Below are 22,417 nucleotides of genomic sequence, written 5' to 3' on the forward strand. Positions count from 1 at the left end.
ATCCGCCATCCTCCCTTTTCCTGCCCGAGAAACGCCGAATGACCCCGAAGAAAACCCCCGCAGCTCCCGAGTCCTTCACCGAGCGCATCCAGGACGTCGACGTCTCCACAGAAATGCAGGGCTCGTTCCTCGAGTACGCATACTCGGTGATCTACTCGCGCGCGCTTCCTGACGCTCGCGACGGCCTCAAGCCCGTCCAGCGGCGCATTCTTTACATGATGACCGAGATGGGGCTCCGCCCGGAGCGCGGGCACGTGAAGAGCGCTCGAGTGACCGGTGAAGTCATGGGAAAGCTGCACCCGCATGGCGACAGTGCGATCTACGACGCCCTCGTGCGTCTCGCCCAGCCATTCACCATGCGCGTACCTCTCATCGACGGTCACGGTAACTTCGGTTCACTCGACGACGGACCGGCCGCTGCACGGTACACGGAGGCCCGCCTCGACGCCGCCGCACTCGCCATGACCGACGGCCTCGACGAAGACGTCGTCAACTTCATCCCGAACTACGACAACCAGCTCACGCAGCCCGAAGTTCTCCCCGCCGCGTTCCCGAACCTGCTCGTCAACGGTGCGAGCGGTATCGCCGTCGGTATGGCAACGAACATGGTGCCGCACAACCTTGTCGAGGTCGTCGGCGCAGCCAGGCACCTGCTCGCCCACCCCGACGCGACCCTCGACGAACTGATGGAGTTCGTGCCGGGCCCTGACCTCCCCACCGGCGGCACCATCGTCGGACTCGCCGGAATCAAAGACGCATACGCGACCGGCCGTGGAAGTTTCAAGACTCGCGCCAAAGTCTCGGTCGAGAGCCTCTCGGCGAGGAAGACCGGACTCGTCTTCACCGAACTGCCGTACCTCGTCGGTCCCGAGCGCGTGATCGAGAAGATCAAGGACGGCGTCACCAACAAGAAGCTCAGCGGCATCTCGGACGTCACCGACCTCACCGACCGCACACACGGCCTCCGCCTCGTCGTCGGCATCAAGACCGGCTTCAGCCCCGAGGCAGTGCTCGAACAGCTCTATCGGTACACACCGCTCGAAGACGGCTTCAGCATCAACAACGTGGCGCTCGTCGATGGCGGCCCGCAGACACTCGGTCTCCGCGAACTGCTCCAGGTCTATGTGGATCACCGGATCGAGGTCGTCACACGTCGCTCCTCCTACCGGCTCGCGCGCCGTCGTGAGCGGTTGCACCTCGTCGAGGGCATGCTCATCGCCATCGTCGACATCGACGAGGTCATCCAGGTGATCCGGGCGAGCAATGACACCGACCAGGCCCGCACGCGCCTCATCGAGGTGTTCGATCTGTCGCAACTGCAGGCCGAATACATCCTCGAACTGCGCCTGCGCAGGCTCACCCGGTTCTCCCGGATCGAGCTCGAGGCCGAACGCGACAAGCTCAAGGCCGAGATCGCCGAACTCGAGCTGCTGCTCTCGAGCGAAGCGCTCATCCGCAAACAGGTGTCTGTCGAACTCGCCGACGTCGCGGAGCGCTTCGGCACGCCGCGCCGCACCCTCCTCACGGAGGCGCGGCCCAGCATCGCAACCGCCGCGGCGAAACGCCAGTCTGCGCAGCTCGAAGTGGCCGACGTGCCCTGCAGGGTCTACCTGTCAGCGACAGGCCGTGCGCTCCGCATCGACCTGACCGAGCGTGCCGAGGGCGAGGCGCCCGCCGGAAATGCCCGCGTTCGGAGACGCACGAAACACGACGCCATCCTGTCGACGCTCGAGACGACATCCCGGTCTGAAATCGGCGCTGTGACGTCACTCGGCCGCCTGGTGAAGTTCAGCCCGGTCGACCTGCCCGTCGTACCCGTCAACTCGCTGCAGCTGGGGGCTGGAGTGAAGATCGGTGACTACCTGGCATTGCCGAACAAGGCCGAGCGCGTGCTCGCCCTGGTCTCGCTTGAGAGTACTGATGCGATAGCTCTCGGCACCCGGCAGGGCGTGGTCAAGCGCGTGAGTCCCGGAGACTGGCCGAACAAGCCGGACTTCGAGGTCATCGGCCTCAAGCCCAAGGATGAGGTCGTCGGAGCCGTTCAGGCCCCTGAGTCGACCGATCTGGTCTTCGTCAGTTCAGCGGCGCAACTGCTTCACTTCCCGGCGTCAGCGGTTCGACCGCAGGGCCGGCCGGCCGGAGGCATGGCGGGCATGACCCTGCCGGCGGACAGCCACATCATCTTCTTCGGCGCCGTCGACCCCGGCGCAGACATCTCTGTGGCAACAGTGTCGGTCAGCAGCGAGACGATACCCGGCACAGACCCTGGCAGGGCCAAGGTGTCGGCTTTCTCCGAGTACCCGGCAAAGGGCCGCGCGACCGGTGGAGTTCGCACCCACACGTTCCTGAGGGGTGAGGACATCCTCGCCCTGGCCTGGGTGGGACCGACACCGGCGATGGCAGTGGGACCCGATGGGTCCGCCAGGACCCTGCCGGAGGTCGGCGCGAAGCGTGACGCGTCCGGCACGATGATCGACTCGGTGATCGGCTTCATCGGCAGCGAGATCGCAGTCTAAGACCGCTCGCCGATCGCCGATCGCCGTAGCCGAGAACACCCGTTCCGGTCGAGACCACCCGCTACAACGGATGATCTCGACCGCTTCGGGTGATCTCGGCGAACCGCTCCGCTAAACGTCGATGCGGTCGCGGTTGAGCCGGTCGGAGCTGTCGATGATGAACTCCTTGCGCGGTGCAACGTCGTTCCCCATCAGCAACTCGAACACCTGTGCCGCCTGCTCGGCGTCAGGTACCTGCACCCGGCGAAGCGTCCGGTGGCGCCGGTCCATCGTTGTGGTCGCCAGCTGGTCGGCATCCATCTCGCCGAGGCCCTTATAACGCTGAATCGGTTCGAGGTAGCGCTTGTTCGTCTTCTTGAGGTTAGCGAGCACGGCGTGCAACTCCTGCTCGGAGTAGGTGTAGATCGTGTCGTTCGGCTTTGAGCCGGGGTTCACCACGATGACCCTGTGGAGCGGCGGGACGGCAGCGAATACCCTGCCCTCCGCGATCATGGGTCGCATGTACCGGAAGAACAGCGTCAGGAGCAGCGTGCGGATGTGCGCGCCGTCGACGTCGGCGTCACTCATGATGATGACTTTGCCGTAGCGCGCGGCGGAGAGATCGAAGCTGCGCCCGGAGCCTGCACCGATCACCTGGATGATCGAGGCGCACTCGCTGTTCGACAACATGTCAGACACGGATGCCTTCTGCACGTTGAGAATCTTGCCCCGGATCGGGAGGAGTGCCTGGTACTCGCTGTCCCGCGCGTTCTTTGCCGTGCCGAGCGCCGAGTCACCCTCGACGATCAGGAGTTCGCTGTTGGCGACGTCGTTTGACCGGCAGTCAACGAGCTTCGCCGGAAGGGTCGAGCTTTCGAGGGCGTTCTTGCGCCTCTGGGTCTCCTTGTGCGCTCGCGCGGAAATCCGGGACTTCATCTCGGAGACAACCTTGTCGAGCACGAGTGCGGTCTGTGCCTTGTCGTCGCGCTTCGGCGACGAGAATCGTTCCTTGAGAGCCTTCGTGACGACGGCGGACACGATATTGCGTGCCGCGGGGGTGCCGAGGACCTCTTTGGTCTGCCCCTCGAATTGTGGCTCTGGCAGGCGCACGGTCAGCACGGCCGTGAGGCCGGCGAGCACGTCGTCCTTCTCGAGCTTGTCGTTGCCGACCTTGAGCCTGCGGGAATTGAGTTCAACCTGCTGGCGAAGGAACTTGAGCAGTCCCTGGTCGAACCCGAGCTGGTGCGAACCGCCCTTGGGCGTCGCGATGATGTTGACGAAGCTCTTCGTGACCGTGTCGTACCCGGTCCCCCAGCGCAGGGCGATGTCCACTTCACAGGTGCGTTCGAGTTCGGTCGGCACCATGGCACCGCTGTCGTTCAGCACCGGAACGGTCTCGGTGAACGTGCCAGATCCCTGGAGTCGCCAGACATCGGTGACCGGGGTGTCTGTAGCGAGGTGCTCGACGAATTCCGAGATGCCTCCCTCGTACTGGAAGAGGTGTGAACCCGCGTCGGGCGAACGCCGGTCATCGATGGTGAGGGCAAGTCCAGGGATGAGGAACGCGGTCTGCCTGGCGCGGGCAACCAGGTCGTCCATCTGGAACGCGGCGCCCTTCGTGAAGATCTGCCGGTCAGCCCAGTAGCGGACCCGCGAACCGGTCACGCCCTTCTTGACCTTGCCGACCACCCGCAGTTCGCTCCCGAACTCGAACGGCGTGAACGGGGCATCCGGGCTCGGCTCGCGGCCTTTATCATCGAAGATTCCCGGCTCGCCGCGGTGGAACGACATGGCCCATGTCTTCCCGTCACGATCGACCTCGACGTCGAGTCGTTCGCTCAGCGCGTTGACGACAGAGGCGCCAACGCCGTGGAGTCCACCAGACGCGGCGTAGGATCCAGACCCGAACTTTCCACCGGCGTGAAGCTTCGTGAAGACGACCTCGACACCGCTCAGACCGGTCTTCGGTTCGATGTCGACAGGGATGCCGCGGGCGCGGTCGCGAACTTCGACGCTTCCGTCTTCGTGCAGCACAACATCGATGTGGTCACCGTGGCCGCCGAGCGCCTCATCGACGGAGTTGTCGATGATTTCCCAGAGACAGTGCATGAGACCGCGCGAGTCAGTGGACCCGATATACATTCCGGGACGCTTGCGTACGGCCTCGAGACCCTCGAGGACAGACAGATGGCGGGCGGAATAGTCAGAACTCACCTCACAAGCCTATAGACGGTAAGACGGGAAACGCCCCAAGACACGAGAGGCATTCGCCTCCGCCCGCCCCGGTCTACGCGCACAGCGAAATACCCGCGCGAGTGGGCCGATTCCCGGGTTCGCGTGGTTTCATTGGGTTACAAGGCATTTAGGTCAAAACGCGAGGTCAGGAGGAGCTCATGTCAGAGGGAGAAAACGGTACGGTCGGAAAAGAGACCGGCGCCGTTGACACGCTTGAGCCAAAGCTGACGGCGGCTGACCGCTGCGACAGCTGCGGTGCCCAGGCCTACATTCGTGTTGTCGTCAAGAGCGGCGAACTGCTGTTCTGCGCACACCACGGCAAGAAGTACCAGGAAAAGCTCAGTGCGATCGCACACAGCTGGCACGACGAGTCTTCGAGGCTTCTCGAAGACCAGCGCGCCTGACTGCCGCCGTCTCGTACACATCAACACACACCCACACAAAAAACGCCGCCCGGAGCCGGGCGGCGTTTTTTCGTGCACCCGGCTGGCGGGCTCACAGGTTAGTCCCTGGGCTTCTGCACAGCCGCAGGCAGCTTATTGATGAGAATTGCCCTCGCCAGCTCGACGGTCTTGTCGAGCGCGACGTGCTGGTCGTTCTTCACGTAATCCTCGCCGGCGCGTGACGCCGCGAGCGTGATCAGGTGATCAGCCAGCGCAGGGTTCAGGACCAGCGCGGGGCCGTGCAGGTGCGTGCCGTAGCTGTTACCGACGACAGCGCCGTCGGTACCATCGCCGTTGCCGACGCCGTTCCGCACACGGCCGAGTGGTTTCTGGTCAGGACGGCCGACGAAGACCGACGTGTGGTTCTCCGTTCCGACCAGCAGACCGAATTCGCTCTCAACGGCGAACGCTTCGGTGATCGTGCGGGGCCGCGAGGAGTCCACCGAGCCGGCGAAAACGCCAGCGCCCGGAATGACTTCGTCGGCACCGAACCGGACCGAACCACTGAGCAGGTGGAAACCCGCCCCGGCGGCGAAGATCACAACGCCGTGGGCAGACCACTCGGCGAGCCGCGGCGCGAGTCGAGCGATGTCGGAGGCCAGCGAACGCTGGGCGCTCGATGTCCCCGTCCCGATGGTGACAATGTCGGGGGTTTCCGGCAGTTCGTCACCCGGGTTGTACGCGTGTTCAGCGACGTCCAGGCCGGCGAGGCGCATCCGCCGGACAAGCGCAGTGCGGTTGCCGACGTCACCGTTCAGCGAGAGGTGGGCCGGGTAGAGTTCCAGAACCGAGATCGTCATGCTGCACCCGCTTCCAGGTCCTTGTAGCCGAGGTAACGACGGGTCGCCATCATCTGGTCATAGTCGAGGAAGAACGTGTGACGCCCGCTCTTCGGCCGTGGGCCGTCGAGCATCCGCTGCACTGCCTTCGTGATGTCGGGTTCGATGATCCCGTAGTCCTTGCCCTCGTAGGCCAGTCGAAGTGCCACGAAGGCACCCTTCGGCCCGGAGATGACATCGACATGGTCGAGCCGGCTCAGGTCTGCCGCGTAGAGCCAGGACGGGTCCTTGCTCGACTCGTCGTAGGCGAACAGCACGGAGTCCGGCGTCTCCTGCAGGTAGTCCAGGTTCAGCTGGAGGCTCGCAAGGTTCTTGAGCATGAGGATTTCGACCTCAACGCCGTTGACCTGCAGGATCTCCCCACGACCGTAGACGGTCTTCGTGGTCTGGACGGCGGTAATTGCCCGGTGAATGTCGAACTTGTCGCCGAGGTTGCGTGCGGCAAGGGTGAATGCCGCTGCGATGTCCACCGCGTAGTGCAGGCCGCGTGACGGCATCCGGATGTCGTGCACAGTCCCCGCGAACGAGATCTGCGCGTCGTAACCGTCGGCGCGAACGACCTCAGCAACAGCGGGACGCGTGAGCGTTGCTGCGGCGTCGGTAAAGTCTCGGGCTGAAACCTGGCCGTGTGGAGCGGCAGCCTGTACCTCCGGCGTTGCGCCGAAGTAGTCGACGGCCAGTCGGCCCTCGGCCTCAAGTTCGCTGCCGAGCTTGCCCAGGAAGTTGTCATCGCGGTTGAGCACGATCGACGACCCGATTTCCGCGGCGATACCGCGGAACATCTGAGCGACTTTATCCGGCTCACCGAAGCGGTAGATCTGGTCGACGAGCAGATTGAGGATCACTGCAGTTTCAGGCTTCAGCTGCCTCGCAATGGCGACGCCGTAGCCCTCGTCGATCTCGAGGATGGCGATGTCGGCATCCATGCGACCGGTGAGGCTCGTCTCAGCGAGGATCGCCGATGCGATGCCCTGCGGCATGTTTGCGCCGGAGGGATTCGTGAAGACGCGGAGGCCGTGCTCGCGCATGATCGCGGAAAGCAGGTTGGTCGTTGTCGACTTGCCATTGGAGCCGAGGACGAACACGACCCCGTAGGGCAGTTGTGAGGCGACGTCCCGCATGATGTGCGGGGCAAGCTTCTGCACCACGACGCCGGGCATCGCGCTTCCGCCTCCGCGCAGTCGCGTGACAAAGCGCGTCACGCGACCGGCGAAGATGGGAAGGACGTAGTGCAGGCCTGTCGGTTTACTCAAGGTAGTCACGAAGCGACTGCGACCGGGACGGGTGGCGCAGTTTGGCCATCGTCTTCGACTCGATCTGGCGGATCCGCTCACGCGTGACACCGAAGGTGTCGCCGATCTGGTCGAGGGTCTTGGGCATACCGTCACCGAGGCCGAAGCGCATCCGGATGACTCCGGCTTCGCGCTCGCTCAGTGAGTCGAGCAGGCTTTCGAGCTGCTTCTGCAGCATGGTGAAGCCGACCGCGTCGGCGGGAACGACAGCCTCGGTGTCCTCGATGAGGTCACCGAACTCGCTGTCTCCGTCTTCACCGAGTGGCGTGTGAAGCGAGATCGGTTCGCGACCGTACTTCTGCACCTCGATGACCTTCTCCGGCGTCATGTCGAGTTCGCGGCTGAGCTCTTCAGGCGTCGGCTCGCGACCGAGGTCCTGCAGCATCTGCCGCTGGACGCGGGCGAGCTTATTGATGACCTCGACCATGTGCACCGGAATACGGATGGTGCGCGCCTGGTCGGCCATCGCGCGGGTGATCGCCTGACGAATCCACCAGGTGGCGTAGGTCGAGAACTTGAAGCCCTTGGTGTAGTCGAACTTTTCGACCGCACGGATGAGGCCGAGGTTCCCCTCCTGGATGAGGTCGAGGAACTGCATTCCGCGACCTGTGTACCGCTTCGCGAGAGACACCACGAGGCGGAGGTTCGCTCCGAGCAGGTGACTCTTCGCCCGTGCGCCATCTTTGGCTACCCACGTCAGTTCGCGGCCGAGCTGGGTACGCTTTGCAGCGTCATCCATCTGCGACAGCTTGTCCTCGGCGAACAGGCCCGCCTCGATGCGCATCGCGAGCTCGACCTCTTCGGCCGCGTTGAGAAGCGCGACCTTTCCGATCTGCTTCAGGTAGTCCTTGACCGGGTCGGCTGTGGCACCGGTGATGGCCGAGGAGTAGACGGGGAGTTCGTCTTCGTCGTCGGTGGCGGACAGAACGAGCGCACCCTGCGGAAGAGCTTCCGTCGCGATCGTGCTCGGCTTGCTGTCGTCGTCGTCGTGATCGTCGTCGGCGATGTCAGGAGCGGCGGCGGCCTCGTCGACGACGTCGGCCGTCTTCTTCTTTGCCCCGCGCTTCACGGGCGCCTTAGCGGGCGCGTCGTCTGTGGCTGCTGCCTTCGCGGCCTTCGCCGCTGCAGCCGCTGTCATCTTCTTCGCTGCCGGAGCCTTCACGGCTGCGGCTGTCGCTGTCGTCTGTTCTTCTTCTGCCGAAGTTTGTGCGGCCTTGGTGGCCATAAGAGCACCTTTCAGTCCCCGAGCGAAGGAGTCGCCAGAACTCGCTCGCGGGTCCATATTGTTTTCGGACATTACGAGGACCCATGTCAAGTCCGGGCGCTTCACTGCTCGCTTCACGACGTGCATGCCTCGGGAACCTGAACGGGTCCTTATGAGCATTATGCCACGTTTTCACCAGCTACCCCGCCATGGGTCCTGTTCCCGGCGCCCGCCCTGCGGCGACCTCAGCGGCGGCGTCGGAATCTCTCTATAGCTGCAACCCACAATGGCCCCACTTCAATTCCCTCATCCATGACAATTCTGCGACGCGTCCGCCTGCGAGCACCGATCAGCATGACCACTCCGAAACCGATTACGAGGTACTGCACGAGGAACGCGAGCTTGAACGAAGAGATGCTGTACAGCTCTGCGGTACCCGCCCCCGGAGAGGCCTGGACATCGAGGATCACGCCGATCAGGAACATCATGACGAAGCTGGCGAGGAACCCTCCGACATTGACGACCCCGTTGGCTGCGCCGAGCACGCGCACGGGGTTGAAGGTCCTGGCAAAGTCGAATCCGATCAGGGATCCGGGACCGCCAGCGCCGAGAACGACGAGGAGAAGGATGAGCAGCCAGAGCGGAGGCACACCCGGCCAGCTCAGGAAGAGCGCCCACGCCCCGCCGATCACGAACACGATCGCGAGAACGAGATTGCTTCGCCTGTACGGGAACCTCGCCGAGAGCAGGCCGAGAACGGGACCGATGACAACACCGGATGCCACGACAACGAGAAGCATTGAGGCGGCGAGCGGCTCGTCGAGTCCCATCGCGTAGACCATGAACGGGTAGCCCCACAGCAGCGAGAACACGGTTCCGGATGACTGCGTCGAATAGTGGGCCCAGAAGCCCAGCTGGGTGCCGGGACGGGTGAAGCTCGCCCGCAGTTCCCTGAGCGCCTCGCCGAGCGTCGCCACCCGCGGCTGCTCTGTCGAGCTGGCGGGCCGGTCACGAATCACCGCGAGGGAGAGGACGAGGGCAAGCGCGACGAAGGACGCGGCGGCGAGAAACGCGGACGTCCACCCTGCCTCGTGAAGAACCCATGCGAATGGGATCGCCGAGAGGATCTGCCCGGCCTGACCGAGGTTGCCCATCCACTGTGACAGTTGCGGAACCGTCCGCCCGGAGAACCACGACGTCACCAGTCGCATCACCGAGACGAAAATTGCCGCGTCACCGGCGCCAACCAGAACCCGCCCGAGAACGGCGACACCGATCGACGGGGCAAAGGCCAGGACGGCCTGCCCGGCAACCATGAGCGACAGTCCGCAGATGATGAGAATGCGCGGGCCAAGCCTGTCGATGAGAACACCGATCGGGACCTGGAGCGCAGCGTAAACGATGAGCTGGACGACCGCGAGCGTACTGAGGGCTGACGCCGTCGCATCGAACCTCTCGACTGCGGACACTCCCGCTACGCCGAGCGTCGACCGCTGCATGACCGCGGCGATGTACGCAATGACACCAACCCAGAAGACGAACCAGGATCTGCGGGAATTCACCCGTCAACCCTATGCCAGCCGGCGATCAGGGTCGTGAGTCCTGGCTACCGGACGGTCCGTCGTCGTGACCCTTCCGTGCGGCCAGGAATTTCTCCAGTTCGTCCGCGATCTCGTCGGCACTCGGGAGCTCGCCATCCGAGTCCATCAATGGCGACTTCAGGGAGTTGTTCTCCATGTAGGCGTCGTAGCGCTGCTCCAGGGTACCGACGAGGCGCTGAAGCTCCTCGTTGCCCTGCACCTGCTCGTCGATGCGAGAGACGAAGTCCCTGCCCTCTTCCCTGAGCTCGTCGGTCGGGAGGATGAGCCCGGTCGCCGCGCTGATGCTGTCGATCGTCGCGAGTGCCGCCGCTGGGAACTCGGTGTCTGCGAGGTAGTGCGGAATCAGCAACGCGAATCCAGCGACATCCGACCCGCGTTCGGTGAGGCGGTACTCGAGCAGGTGAAGAACGTTGGCCGGGACCTGGGTGTGTGGACGCCATACACTCATCGCGTCGATCAGGTCTTCGCGCGTACCGCTCACCGTGACTCCGATCGGGCGGGTGTGCGGAACCGGCATCGGGATCGCGTGAACCCACATCGTGCGGGCGACGCCGAAACGGTCGATCAACGCGATGACCTCGCGGACGAAGCGCTCCCAGAGGAAGTCGGGCTCGTATCCGGTCAGCATGAGGAAGGGCCTGTGCATGTCGTCCTCGGCCAGCGAGAGCTGGAGCGCAGGAGGCGAGTACTCGGTGAGGCGGTCTTCATTGAAATAGATGATCGGCCGCCGTGCGCGGTAGTCGAGCAGTAGATCGTTGTCAAAGACGGCGATCGGTTCGCTCGACACCGCCTCGCGGGAGTACTCGTTGAACTGGCCAGCCGCACCACCGGCATCGGAGAACCCGGTCAGCGCGATCACGAGGTCAAGCCCCTGGGGCACAGCGGATGCCGTTGGGGTCAGCTCGAACAGATCGCCGGAAACGCTCATGCATCCACTCTAAGCGGCGCAGAGGAGCGAACCTCCCCCGACGCGACCGTGGACGCGCGCCCAGAGCGAACAGGCCGGCAACTGCCGCTCGGGCGCCACGGGCTAGCATGAAGCAATGGCCGTTCCCGCACTCTCCGTCTCCCGCTCCGCCTCCGATCTGAATGCCGACGTCCTCGTCGTCGGCGCAACTGCCGAGGGGAAGAGTCCCCGGCTGCACGCCCCTGACGGTTTCGAATTCCTTTCCGCATCGCTGGGCGCCGTTGGCGTCACAGGCGCGGTGGACCAGCTCGTTCGCGTGCCAGGGACCGCTGAGTTTCCGACCATCGCGATCATTGGTATTGGGGCAACCATCTCCCCGGACGCCCTTCGCCTCGCCGCGGGCTCCGCGGTCAGGCAGCTCGCTGGCGCGACGTCGGTCGCCATCGCCCTCCCCCTCGGCGATGCAGCTGCCCTGGCCGCCGTGCTTGAGGGGTCTGCGCTCGGCGCGTACTCCTTTACCGCGTACAAGGGCACATCCATCGACAGCCAGAAGACCCCCGTCGCGCGCGTGACCGTGGTCGCTGACGACGCACTGGCCGGCAGTGACGAGGTCGCCGCTCTCACCACGCGGGCGCTCGTCATCGCCAGCGCTGTCGCCGAGGTCAAGGACCTCGCAGCGACGCCCGCGAACGATCTGTACCCGGAGACGCTCGCCAAGGCGGCGGAGGCATCCGTTCGCGACCTGCCCATCGACGTCACCGTGTGGGACGAAGACGCCCTGAAGCGTGACGGGTTCGGCGGCATCCTCGGTGTCGGCCAGGGCTCAAGCCGCGGGCCGCGTCTCGTCAAACTGGCGTACGCTCCGGAAGGCGCTCCTCGCCACCTCGCACTCGTCGGCAAGGGCATCACCTTCGACACCGGCGGACTGAGCCTCAAGCCCGCGGCGTCCATGCTCGGCATGAAAGACGACATGACCGGCGCGGCAACGGTCCTCGCCGTCGTTCGCGCGGCAGCCGAGCTGAACCTCAACGTGCGGGTCACTGCGTGGCTGTGCATCGCGGAGAACATGCCGTCAGGGACAGCAATTCGCCCCGGCGACGTTCTGCGGATCAAGAACGGTACAACCGTCGAGGTCACAAACACGGATGCCGAAGGCCGACTGGTCATGGCGGATGGTCTCGTTGCCGCGAGTGCCGAGATGCCGGATGCCATCGTCGACGTCGCCACGCTGACCGGCGCCGCCGTCGTGGCACTGGGCAACCGGTACTCGGGTGTCATGGGAGATGACGCGTTTGTCGCGCAGGTCCTCGACGCCGCGAAGTCCACAGGTGAAACCATGTGGCCGATGCCGTTCGCCGAGGAACTCAGGGGCCTGCTTCGCTCCGATGTGGCTGACCTCGTGAACGCCAAGGTCGGAAACCGGGCGGGCGGAATGCTCCTCGCCGGCCTGTTCCTGCGCGAGTTCATCGGAAAGACGAGCGATGCACCCGACGCTCCGTCCATTCCGTGGGCGCACCTCGACATCGCCGGTTCCGGCACCAACGGTGAATCCGCGTATGGATTCACCGGGACAGGGCCGACCGGAGTGGCCGTTCGATCGCTGCTCAGGATGGCCGAAGACTTTTCCCGCCCGTAGTAAGGTCGTATGGGCAGTAAAACGCCTATCGCGTTACCACCCCGACCCAGGGACGGTGACTTACGCATGAACCCAGATGCACGAGGGAGCAACTCAGTGTCGGAGCAGAATTTTGACATCGTCATTCTCGGTGGTGGAAGCGGCGGCTACGCAGCAGCATTGCGCGCTAGCGAGCTCGGCTTTACCGTCGGACTTGTAGAGAAAGACAAGCTCGGTGGCACCTGTCTCCACCGCGGCTGCATTCCAACCAAAGCGCTTCTGCACTCGGCCGAGGTTGCCGACGTGTCGCGTGACTCGGAGAAGTACGGCGTGAAGGCCACGTTCGACAGCATCGACATCTCGGGCGTCACCGCGTACCGCGAAGGAATCGTCGCGAAGAAGTACAAGGGACTCCAGGGCCTGATCAAGGCGCGCGGAATTACGGTCATCGAGGGTGAAGGCCGGCTGACGTCGCCGACGACGGTACAGGTTGGCGACACGACGGTTACGGGCAAGAACGTGATCCTCGCCACGGGATCGTACAGCCGCTCGCTCCCCGGTCTCGACATCGGCGGACGCGTCATCACGAGCGAACACGCACTCGAACTCGACTTCGTGCCCAAGAAGGTTGCCGTACTCGGCGGAGGCGTCATCGGCGTCGAATTCGCGAGCGTGTGGAAGTCGTTCGGTTCGGATGTCACGATCATCGAGGCTCTCCCGCACCTCGTTCCCAATGAAGACGAGTCCATCAGCAAGGGACTCGAGCGCGCATTCCGCAAGCGCGGCATCAACTACTCGCTCGGCGTGCGCTTCCAGGGTGTGACCCAGGACGAGAACGGCGTGGTCATCACGCTCGAGAACGGAACGACCATCGAGGCCGAGCTTCTCCTCGTCGCTGTCGGTCGTGGCCCGTCGACGGCCAACCTCGGTTACGAAGAGGTCGGCGTCACGATGGACCGTGGCTTCGTCATCACGAACGAGCGCCTCGAGACCAACATCCCGGGCCTCTACGCCGTCGGCGACATCGTCCCCGGCCTCCAGCTTGCACACCGCGGTTTCCAGCAGGGCATCTTCGCCGTCGAGGAGATCGCCGGACTCAAGCCGGTGCTTATCCCCGACGTCAACATCCCCAAAGTCACCTACTGCGACCCTGAGGTCGCATCAGTCGGTCTCAGCGAAGCGAAGGCTGCTGAGCAGTACGGCGCAGACAAGATCAAGGCGTACGACTTCAACCTCGCCGGCAACGGCAAGAGCGAGATCATCGGAACCGCCGGAAACGTCAAGGTCGTTCGTGTCATCGACGGCCCCGTTGTCGGAGTCCACATGATCGGTGCCCGGGTTGGCGAACTCATCACTGAAGGCCAGCTCGCTGTGAACTGGGAAGCGTACCCGGAGGACCTCGCTCCTCTGATCCACGCTCACCCCACACAGAGCGAAGCGCTCGGCGAGGCTTTCCTCGCCCTCGCGGGAAAGCCCCTGCACGCACTCTAGTTCTCGCCCGCCGCGGGCGCGTTCGTCACTAAGCTCATACAGCAAGAATTGGTTTCAAAGGAGACAAGGTCATGTCAGAATCCGTAAGCCTTCCGGCACTCGGCGAGAGTGTCACCGAGGGTACGGTCACCCGCTGGCTGAAGAACGTCGGGGATCGGGTTGAGGTCGACGAACCGCTGCTCGAGGTATCGACAGATAAGGTCGACACCGAAATCCCGTCGCCCGTCGCCGGAGTGATCGAAGAGATCCTCGTGCAGGAAGACGAAACGGTTGAGGTCGGCACCGCCCTGGTCAAGATCGGTGACGGGTCATCCGCACCGGCAGGTGACGCAGAGCCCGCCGCAGAGGCAGAGCCTGCCGCTGAACCCGCTGCCGAGCAGCCCGCGGAATCCGCGGAGGCGGAGTCCAACGAAGCCGAGGCGCCGTCGGTCCAGCCGTCGACCGAGGTCCCCGAGGAGGCCCAGGCCGCACCGGCCGAGGCCCCCGCAGACGCACCTGCTCCCCCGGCGCCTGCCGCACCGGAACCCGCGCCCGCCGCGGCAGCACCCGCTCCAGCTGCACCCGCTCCGGCGGCTGCAGCTCCTGCGGCTCCCGCAGCTCCTGCGGCTCCCGCAGCAGCCCCGGCTCCGGCAGCTCCCGCTCCGGCGAAGGCTCCCGTCGGCGGCGAATCGCTCGGTAGCGGATACGTCACTCCCCTGGTCCGGCGCCTCGCCAACCAGCAGGGTGTCGACCTGTCGACAATCACCGGTACCGGTGTCGGCGGTCGCATCCGCAAGGAGGACGTTCTGCAGGCCAGCCAGGCAGCATCCGCGGCTCCGGCCGCCGAGAAGGCCAAGCCGCTCGAGATCTCCCCGCTCCGTGGCACCACGCAGCCGATGTCGCGCCTCCGCAAGGTCGTCGCCGAGCGCGCCGTCCAGTCGATGCAGACCTCAGCCCAGCTCACCACGGTGATCGAGGTCGACGTGACCAACATCGCGACGCTCCGCGACAAGGTGAAGGGCGAGTTCCTGTCGAAGACAGGCAACAAGCTCTCCTTCCTTCCGTTCTTCGTCAAGGCAGCAGCCGAGGCACTCACCGCGTACCCGGTCGTCAACGCGACCATCGACGGTGACTCGATCGTCTACCCCGACCACGAGAACATCTCGATCGCCGTTGAGACCGAGCGCGGCCTCCTCACCCCGGTGGTGCGCAGCGCAACCGACCTCAACATCGCCGAGACCGCCGCGCAGATCGCTGATCTCGCCGACCGGACCCGCGCCAACAAGCTCAAGCCTGACGAGCTTTCCGGTGGTACGTTCACGGTGACCAACACCGGTTCGCGTGGCGCGCTCTTCGACACCCCTGTTGTGTTCCTCCCGCAGTCCGCGATCCTCGGAACCGGCATCGTCGTGAAGCGTCCCGTCGTCGTCAAGGCTGCGGGCCAGGAAGCCATCGCGATCCGCTCTATGGTCTACCTCGCCCTGTCGTACGACCACCGCATCGTTGACGGTGCGGATGCTGCCGGCTACCTCGTCGCCGTCAAGAACCGTCTGGAAGCAGGCGCTTTCGAGGCCGACCTCGGCATCTAGTCAGGAAAGTCCGTCGGGCTCCGCAAGGTCCCGCAACAGCCAGCCGGTGTTCGTCTTCATCACGAGGACGAGCACCGGCTGGTTTGTTGTGTCGGGCGTCCCGCCGACGCGAAACAACACGGCGTTGCCCGTGCGCTGGATGAGCTCGATCTGCAGTCCGGCAACGCCGGTTGCGGGCAAGGCGCTCAGCGGGGCGGTGTCTTTCGTCTCCAGCGCGTGAAGATCGGTGGCCTCCGCGGCAGATCCGGACTCATCGACGACCGCTACGCACTCGGCGCTGCCGCTCGCGAGGCATCGCGCACGGAACCCGAGAAGCGCTCGGACCGCCGCGTCCGGATCCTCGGCGCCGATGGCGGTGCGCTCGGCGCCGCTGAGCGCAACAGCCGGTGGCGATGATGCGGTGTGTGTCGGCTTCGGGGCCGCTGTCGAATCGGGGAGCACGCTCAACCCTCCCCAGACCGTCACAATCGTGACCACCGTCACGACGACGACCAGGGCCGCCCTCCCGCTGAGGGCTCGCCGGACCCAGCCTCCCAATCCGGCGGTTCTCTCCGTGATCACTTCCACGATCGCTGTCGTCGGCGAGAAGCGATCGGCGAGGTCGGCCACCAGGTCGAGCCCGGTGCCGGTGAGTATCCCCGACAGCCAGCCGCCGCTCCCGGGAACGTCGGGTGGCTCGGGGCGGCCGAGCCCTGTGAGCGGACCGGCCGGGAGGTCCGGGGCATCCGCTGCCGTATTTTCCCGGTCGAGGTCGACGGGGAGGGGGTCAGCGAGGGCGAAGAGCCGCAGCTCCAGCTGGCTGAAGAACACGGCGTCGGGAGAGTCACCGACGGTCCGGTCGAACCATCGGTGGAGCGATGGCACGGCATCGCCGACAGAGTCCTCACACCTGTCGAGTACGCAGCGGAGGATTGCACCGAGGGACAGGCGATCCTGACGCCACCGGGTGGCAGCTGTCGCGTCGTCGGGTACGTGGGCACCCCGGACGCCGAGCCGGGTAATGAGGGGGCGGCCGTGCGGGGTGAATGCGACAGCGTCTGGTGTGAGAGCGCCGTGCGCAATCCCCGCCGTGTGCAGGGCGGCGAGGCCGGAAGCCACCGGCGCGAGGATGGTGACCGCCTCCCCCAGCAGCAGTGTCCTGCGCTCGGCAAGTAGCCCGGCGAGCGTGCCCTGCGTGCGCTCGGCGATGAGGATGAGGGCACCTGTGTCATCGGTGGCTACGTCGAGCGCAGCGTGAACGTAGGGTGAGAGTCCGGCGGCCGCTGCTGCGAGTGCCGATGGAGCCTGACCGGCGAGTCGCGTGAGCTCGATCGCACTGGACGCTGACCCGCCGTCCGGTTCGGCGGCGGGTACGACTGCCTGGGCGGGCACCGCGAGCCACGTCGTTGCGTCTGGGGTGTGTTCGATGACGCGAACGAGGCGATAGCCACACAGCACACTGTCGAGGCCTGACCCGACCGCGTCCGCACCCGATGCGTCACCGGCCACCTTGTCGGAGGAGGCGACAGCACGCGGCGCTGCACCGGCGGTGCGGCGTGGTGAAGGCCCGCGCCGGAACAGGGCTGGTCTCATCCGCCGATTCTCCCCGCCGCGAGCCGGTCCGGACTGGGCCGGCCCGACCGGTGGAGCGGATCTCCGCAGCCTGCGGGTGTGAGGGGGCCGGTGCACCACCCCCGCACGAGGCGTTGCCCGGCCCCGCAAAATCAGGAGCGACCGGGCACATCGGACCCTCCCGGATGCCGGTATCCTTGATCCCATGGCACGCAAAGAAAAGCCAGCTAAGGCTGCGAAGGAACCAGGCCGTTTGAAGCAAATGTGGCAGGTGTTCCAGATGACCCGCCGCTACGACAAGACCGCCGTCTGGTGGATCCTCCTCGCGTTCTTCGGGAGCATCGCTGTTTCCGTCGTTCTCGCGATCCTCATCTCGGGCGGCAGTGTCTTCGGTCTTGTCCTCTGGATCATCGCCGGCGTGCTCGCCGGCATCCTCGCCGCAATGATCGTCCTCGGCCGTAAAGCCGAAAAAGCGGCGTACGGTCAGATCTCCGGCCAGCCCGGTGCCGTTGGCGCCGTCTTCCGCAGTTCACTCCCCCGCGGCTGGCAGGGTAGCGAAATGCCCGTCAACGCGAATGCGAAAACCCAGGACGCGGTCTACCGCGCCGTCGGGCGGGGTGGAGTCGTCCTCGTCGGCGAAGGCCCGCGCTCGCGCGTCACACGCCTTGTCGAAGACGAGAAGCGCAAGGTGAAGCGCGTGCTTCCCAACGTTCCTGTCACCGTTTTCTATGTCGGACCAGACGCTGATTCGGTCCCGCTGCACAAGCTGCCCAGGACCGTTCGCAAGGTCAAGTCGACGCTGACCAAGCCGGAGGTGCTCGCCATCGTCAACCGGCTGTCGTCGCTCAGTTCGAACGGCCTGCCGATCCCGAAGGGCGTCGACCCGTTCAAGGTCAAGCCGCAGCGCGCGCGGTAATCGCCTCGCCGCGAACGGTCCTCAGGCTCGGATGAGGACCGTTCCAGCAACCTTGTCGTGGAACCCGCGCTGGTCTGAGTCCCAGACGAGAGCGGGAACGACGATGACGAGCAGCGCGGTTCGAACGATAGGCCGCCAGACACCGGCCCAGCCGCCTGTCACCCGGATCAGCCGGAGTCCAAAGACCCGGTGTCCGATGCTCGCACCGATCGTTGGCAGAAAAACGATCTGCAATACCGCGAAAACCAGCAGGTTTGCCCACGCGTCCGCGTTGAAGAACATCGCCGACACGAGCATGGCGATGATCCAGTCCACGGTGAGTGCGCCGAGTCTCCTGCCGAGTCGTGCCACGCTGTGCGGGCCGCTCTCGGGAAGCCCGAGGCGCTCTCCGGGGTATCGACTCGGGGCGATGTCGCCGGATGATGCGGGATGGCGGCTGTCTGCAGGCATTGTTAAATCCTACGTCGGCTTCGGACGTGTAACATGCCAGAAACATGGGTGTCACTGTCGGGTAACCCCGGGTGCATACCCTTCAAGAGGTTGCACGTTGCATCCTTCTCGGTTCCAACCCTATTTGGAGTTTTCCATATGTTCAGCGATTCTTCCGAGGTGCTCAAGTTCATCAAGGACACGGACGTCAAGTTCGTCGACATTCGGTTTACCGACCTCCCTGGTGTGCAGCAGCACTTCAACATCCCGGCGTCGACAGTAGACGAGGAATTCTTCACTGTCGGGCAGCTGTTTGACGGCTCATCGATCCGGGGATTCGCCAGCATTCACGAGTCGGACATGCAGCTCATCCCCGACGTGACGACGGCGTACATCGACCCGTTCCGCATTGAGCGCACGCTCATCATCGTCTTCGACATCTACAACCCGCGCAACGGCGAGATTTACTCGAAGGACCCGCGCCAGGTCGCGAAGAAGGCCGAGAAGTACCTCGCGTCCACCGGCATCGCCGACACCGCGTTCTTCGCCCCGGAGGCGGAGTTCTACATCTTCGACGACGTGCGCTACGAGATCAACCAGCACTCCAGCTCATACTCCGTCGACTCCAGCGAAGGCGCCTGGAACTCGGGCCGCGAGGAGCCCGGCGGAAACCTCGCCAACAAGACCCCGTACAAGGGCGGCTACTTCCCGGTCAGCCCCGTTGACCAGCACGCTGACCTGCGCGACGACATCTGCCTCAAGCTCATCGACGCTGGCCTGATCCTCGAGCGCAGCCACCACGAGGTCGGCACCGCCGGCCAGGGTGAGATCAACTACCGGTTCGACACGATGGTGCACTCGGCGGATGACATCCTCAAGTTCAAGTACATCGTCAAGAACACGGCACAGCAGTGGGGCAAGACCGCGACGTTCATGCCCAAGCCACTCTTCGGTGACAACGGATCGGGAATGCACACCCACCAGTCGCTGTGGAACGGCGACACCCCGTTGTTCTACGACGAGGCAGGCTACGGCGGACTCTCGGATGTCGCACGCTGGTACATCGGTGGACTGCTCAAGCACGCGCCGGCCGTCCTCGCGTTCACGAACCCGACGGTCAACAGCTACCACCGCCTCGTTCCCGGCTTCGAAGCACCGGTCAACCTCGTCTACTCGGCGGGAAACCGTTCGGCATCGATTCGTATCCCCATCACGGGAACGAACCCGAAGGCCAAGCGCATCGAGTTCCGCGCGCCAGACGCATCGGGTAACCCGTACCTCGCGTTCGCCGCGCAGCTGATGGCAGGCCTCGACGGCATCAAGAACCGCATCGAGCCGCACGAGCCGGTCGACAAGGACCTCTACGAACTTCCCCCGGAAGAAGCGAAGAGCATCCCACAGGTTCCGTCCTCGCTCGAGGGTGCCCTTCAGGCGCTCGAGGCAGACCACGAGTTCCTCCTTCAGGGCAACGTGTTCACGCGTGAACTGATCGAGACCTGGATCGACTTCAAGCGCGAGCACGAGATCAAGCCTCTCGCTCAGCGTCCGCACCCGTTCGAGTTCGAGCTCTACTACGGCGTGTAACCCACGTGTGCCCCTGCGGGCCGTCCACCTCTCGGGGTGGGCGGCCCGCACTCGTTAACCCACTGGCAGCTGCTCGGCCAGAAACGGCGACATAATTCGCCAAACTCCAGTCCTTTCGGGCCGAGCGGGCGCCGGATATCCCGCTTTCCCGCAGCAGCGAACCCTACGGCGTCCCGTAGAACTGCTTCTCGAAGACGCTGCGTGCGCGGCGGATCACGGCGAGGGTAATCCTCCTCGAACCGCTCTATTTGTACGAACCCGGCCATCCATCATTGCCATCAAAGCACCGATGTAGACGAGCATGTTCCGGTTACTAGGATCGTGGGGTCTACTGGAGAAAGATTGATGTGGAGCTTTTCACATGGGAAGCAGCTAACCCTGAAGGAGCGCAAAAACAACGTATCCTCAGGGGTCGACGTCGTCATGGCAGAAAACAGCACACCGGACTTCACCCCGCTCGAGGCGGGAGAGCCTCAGTAACCCGAGCAGGCGGATGTCAGCCCCGCCGGCCGTGGACCGAAGCTGCGACCGTCTCCCAAGACGCAGCAGTTTGGACCGCCGTCTCACCCGGCTCAGAGATGGCTCGCCGGGAAAGCTCAGTAGATAGATACGTCGTCTTCCTCGATGACCCCCAACGCTTCGAACCAGATGCGCCGGTTTTGGAGCGTCGCGCCCTCAAGTGAGCGTGCGTGGACGGTCGCCGCCGCACCGGAGCCCATCGCCAGCGCAGTACGGCGGGCCCCCTACTCGCAGGCAACTCCATCGCCGTCTCTGTCGAGGGCTGGTCGATAGCCCAGTTGCCCGCGGTAGAGGGGTGCGTGTCCTGCGGCGCGGACAGCGTCGCAGTTGGCGTAATAGACGTTCGCCGGGGGTGCAGGAGCAGGGGCTGGGGAAGGGGTTGGGGAAGGTGCGGACGTCGTCGGTACGGGCTGTGCTTCAGCGGGCAGGGCGGACGGCACTTGGAAGCTCTGGCCTTCGTAGGACCAGATCGTTGGGTAGAGAGCCTTCACGTTTGCGGCTTCGGCGGCGCTGGCGGTGTAGAAGTGGTGTGAGTAGACCGGCGACCAGAATCGGTCTACGGCGTTCGCATCCAAGAGGTTTGCGTCGTTCGGGTAGACGTAATAGGCGACACCTTCGTACGACCACACGTTCGGATAGCGGGCGAGGACTTGGTCTCGCTCGGCTGCATCGGTGGTGAAGAAGTGGCCGTTGTAGACGGGCGACCAGAAGCGGTAGAGGGGAACCGTTCCACTGACCTGAGATGTGTAGGCGCCATACTTCACACCCTCGTAGTTCCAGATCTCGGGGTACCTGGTGATGACGTCGTTGCGCTCGGCGACGCTCGTCGTGAAGAAGTGCCCGTTGAACTTGGGCGACCAGAATCGATAAACCGCGGTCGCGCCGTCGGCTGCTGCGACCGGCGCGGCAGTCCCACCACCGACTTCCCGCTTCGCCGGGGCGTCAACTGCTGTTCCGCCGCAGTTGTCGGTGCTCAGGACGCTGGAGAGCTTCGCGTGCTCGGCGGAGTCGATCGTGAGGGACCACTTGTACTTGATCGTCACCCAGTCGACGACGTAGGTGCACGTGTCGGAGGTCGCCGGTGGTAGCCAGCCCGCCGGGTCGCGGTCGCCCTTCGACTGGTTTACATTGTCGGTCACGGCGATGAGCGCACCACGAAGATCGAGGTCGTTCGCGTAGGCCTGCCGCTGATCGGCCGTCCAGGTGTCCGCGCCCGATGCCCACGCTTCTCCGAGGGGCACCATGTGGTCGATGTCGACGTCTGAGGCATTCGTCCAGGTCGCGCCGTCATATGGCGATGTCCAGGAGCCGGTCGCGACGGTGCAACCGCTGCTGAAGGTCACCGGAGCGGTTGACTCGGCTTGGAGAACTTCGGAGCGTGTGTCGCACCCGTTACCATCAGCGTCGATCCAATGCGTGAATAGAGCGCGGTCGTACCCAGCCGTGACTGGAGCGGTAACCGTCAGCTGCCCAAAAAGGTTGTCCGCAGTGCTGGCGAAGGCTTGTGCTGAGGTAGCGGGGACAATTGCCATCGCGAGGATCGTCAGGGGCGCCGCGAGGACAGCGGCCATTCGTTTTGGGATGAACATCGGGTGTGGCTCCTTCGCCTGTCGCTGAGAGCACCCTATGGGAAACCGTTAGCCCTCGAAGGCCCCAGACCAGGGGTGCGCCAGCGTTCATGCACAAGGCAAAGAATGCGCGTTGCGGGTATCAACTACAGAGGAGAAC

At 64.6% G+C, this 22,417-nt stretch carries 16 protein-coding genes; 7 read left to right on the forward strand and 9 right to left on the reverse strand.

The genetic code is table 11. The features are described 5' to 3' along the window. Positions 1-38 precede the first annotated feature (38 nt). On the forward strand, positions 39-2,516 hold the full coding sequence (locus AC1C2N_RS11380; RefSeq protein WP_495434029.1) for a DNA gyrase/topoisomerase IV subunit A: 2,478 nt from the start codon (positions 39-41) through the stop codon (positions 2,514-2,516). Positions 2,517-2,627: 111 nt separating this feature from the next. On the opposite strand, the gene AC1C2N_RS11385 is transcribed toward AC1C2N_RS11380, so the two are convergent. Then, entirely contained in the window at positions 2,628-4,709 is a 2,082-nt protein-coding gene (locus AC1C2N_RS11385) for a DNA gyrase/topoisomerase IV subunit B (RefSeq protein ID WP_495434030.1), read from the reverse strand. Between the two features lie 179 nt (positions 4,710-4,888). On the opposite strand from AC1C2N_RS11385, the gene AC1C2N_RS11390 reads away from it, so the two are divergent. Further along, the gene (locus AC1C2N_RS11390; protein WP_108961943.1) at positions 4,889-5,134 is read left to right on the forward strand and encodes a DUF7455 domain-containing protein; all 246 of its coding nucleotides are present in this window, start codon (positions 4,889-4,891) and stop codon (positions 5,132-5,134) included. 98 nt (positions 5,135-5,232) lie between these two features. Here AC1C2N_RS11390 and AC1C2N_RS11395 read toward each other — a convergent pair whose 3' ends face one another. The 5 genes from AC1C2N_RS11395 to AC1C2N_RS11415 form a co-directional block, all read right to left on the reverse strand. Continuing rightward, positions 5,233-5,973: a type 1 glutamine amidotransferase gene (locus AC1C2N_RS11395; RefSeq protein ID WP_495434031.1), complete on the reverse strand. Its 741-nt coding sequence runs from the start codon at positions 5,971-5,973 to the stop codon at positions 5,233-5,235. Further along, entirely contained in the window at positions 5,970-7,274 is a 1,305-nt protein-coding gene (locus AC1C2N_RS11400) for a Mur ligase family protein (protein ID WP_495434032.1), read from the reverse strand. The genes AC1C2N_RS11395 and AC1C2N_RS11400 overlap by 4 nt, the downstream gene beginning before the upstream one ends. Continuing rightward, a complete protein-coding gene (locus tag AC1C2N_RS11405) occupies positions 7,258-8,529 on the reverse strand; it encodes an RNA polymerase sigma factor (protein ID WP_495434033.1) in 1,272 nt (423 codons plus the stop codon). Before AC1C2N_RS11405 ends, AC1C2N_RS11400 begins: the two co-directional genes overlap by 17 nt. A gap of 224 nt (positions 8,530-8,753) precedes the next feature. Then, a complete protein-coding gene (locus AC1C2N_RS11410) occupies positions 8,754-10,070 on the reverse strand; it encodes an MFS transporter (RefSeq protein ID WP_495434034.1) in 1,317 nt (438 codons plus the stop codon). Between the two features lie 25 nt (positions 10,071-10,095). Further along, positions 10,096-11,037 (reverse strand): proteasome assembly chaperone family protein, encoded by a 942-nt coding sequence (locus tag AC1C2N_RS11415; protein ID WP_483404230.1) that lies wholly within the window; start codon positions 11,035-11,037, stop codon positions 10,096-10,098. A 115-nt stretch (positions 11,038-11,152) separates the two neighbouring features. Here AC1C2N_RS11415 and AC1C2N_RS11420 point away from each other — a divergent pair, with 115 nt between their 5' ends. The 3 genes from AC1C2N_RS11420 (at position 11,153) to sucB (ending at position 15,690) form a co-directional block, all read left to right on the forward strand. Then, positions 11,153-12,652: a leucyl aminopeptidase gene (locus AC1C2N_RS11420; RefSeq protein ID WP_495434035.1), complete on the forward strand. Its 1,500-nt coding sequence runs from the start codon at positions 11,153-11,155 to the stop codon at positions 12,650-12,652. A 96-nt stretch (positions 12,653-12,748) separates the two neighbouring features. After that, complete coding sequence (lpdA, locus tag AC1C2N_RS11425; RefSeq protein ID WP_483404232.1) at positions 12,749-14,122, forward strand: dihydrolipoyl dehydrogenase; 1,374 nt, start codon at positions 12,749-12,751, stop codon at positions 14,120-14,122. A gap of 71 nt (positions 14,123-14,193) precedes the next feature. Next, positions 14,194-15,690 (forward strand): 2-oxoglutarate dehydrogenase, E2 component, dihydrolipoamide succinyltransferase, encoded by a 1,497-nt coding sequence (gene sucB / locus AC1C2N_RS11430; RefSeq protein WP_483404233.1) that lies wholly within the window; start codon positions 14,194-14,196, stop codon positions 15,688-15,690. Here sucB and AC1C2N_RS11435 read toward each other — a convergent pair whose 3' ends face one another. Then, the gene (locus tag AC1C2N_RS11435) at positions 15,691-17,262 is read right to left on the reverse strand and encodes a protein kinase family protein (protein ID WP_495434036.1); all 1,572 of its coding nucleotides are present in this window, start codon (positions 17,260-17,262) and stop codon (positions 15,691-15,693) included. A gap of 184 nt (positions 17,263-17,446) precedes the next feature. Between AC1C2N_RS11435 and AC1C2N_RS11440 the strand changes: the two genes are divergently transcribed. Further along, a complete protein-coding gene (locus AC1C2N_RS11440; RefSeq protein ID WP_483404235.1) occupies positions 17,447-18,157 on the forward strand; it encodes a DUF4191 domain-containing protein in 711 nt (236 codons plus the stop codon). Positions 18,158-18,178: 21 nt separating this feature from the next. Here AC1C2N_RS11440 and AC1C2N_RS11445 read toward each other — a convergent pair whose 3' ends face one another. Then, on the reverse strand, positions 18,179-18,607 hold the full coding sequence (locus tag AC1C2N_RS11445; protein WP_483404236.1) for an RDD family protein: 429 nt from the start codon (positions 18,605-18,607) through the stop codon (positions 18,179-18,181). 138 nt (positions 18,608-18,745) lie between these two features. Here AC1C2N_RS11445 and glnA point away from each other — a divergent pair, with 138 nt between their 5' ends. Continuing rightward, entirely contained in the window at positions 18,746-20,170 is a 1,425-nt protein-coding gene (glnA, locus tag AC1C2N_RS11450; protein ID WP_108391105.1) for a type I glutamate--ammonia ligase, read from the forward strand. A 743-nt stretch (positions 20,171-20,913) separates the two neighbouring features. Here glnA and AC1C2N_RS11455 read toward each other — a convergent pair. Continuing rightward, the gene (locus AC1C2N_RS11455; RefSeq protein ID WP_495434037.1) at positions 20,914-22,278 is read right to left on the reverse strand and encodes an excalibur calcium-binding domain-containing protein; all 1,365 of its coding nucleotides are present in this window, start codon (positions 22,276-22,278) and stop codon (positions 20,914-20,916) included. Between the last annotated feature and the right edge of the window lie 139 nt (positions 22,279-22,417).

Source organism: Mycetocola sp. Y791 (genome assembly GCF_059445325.1).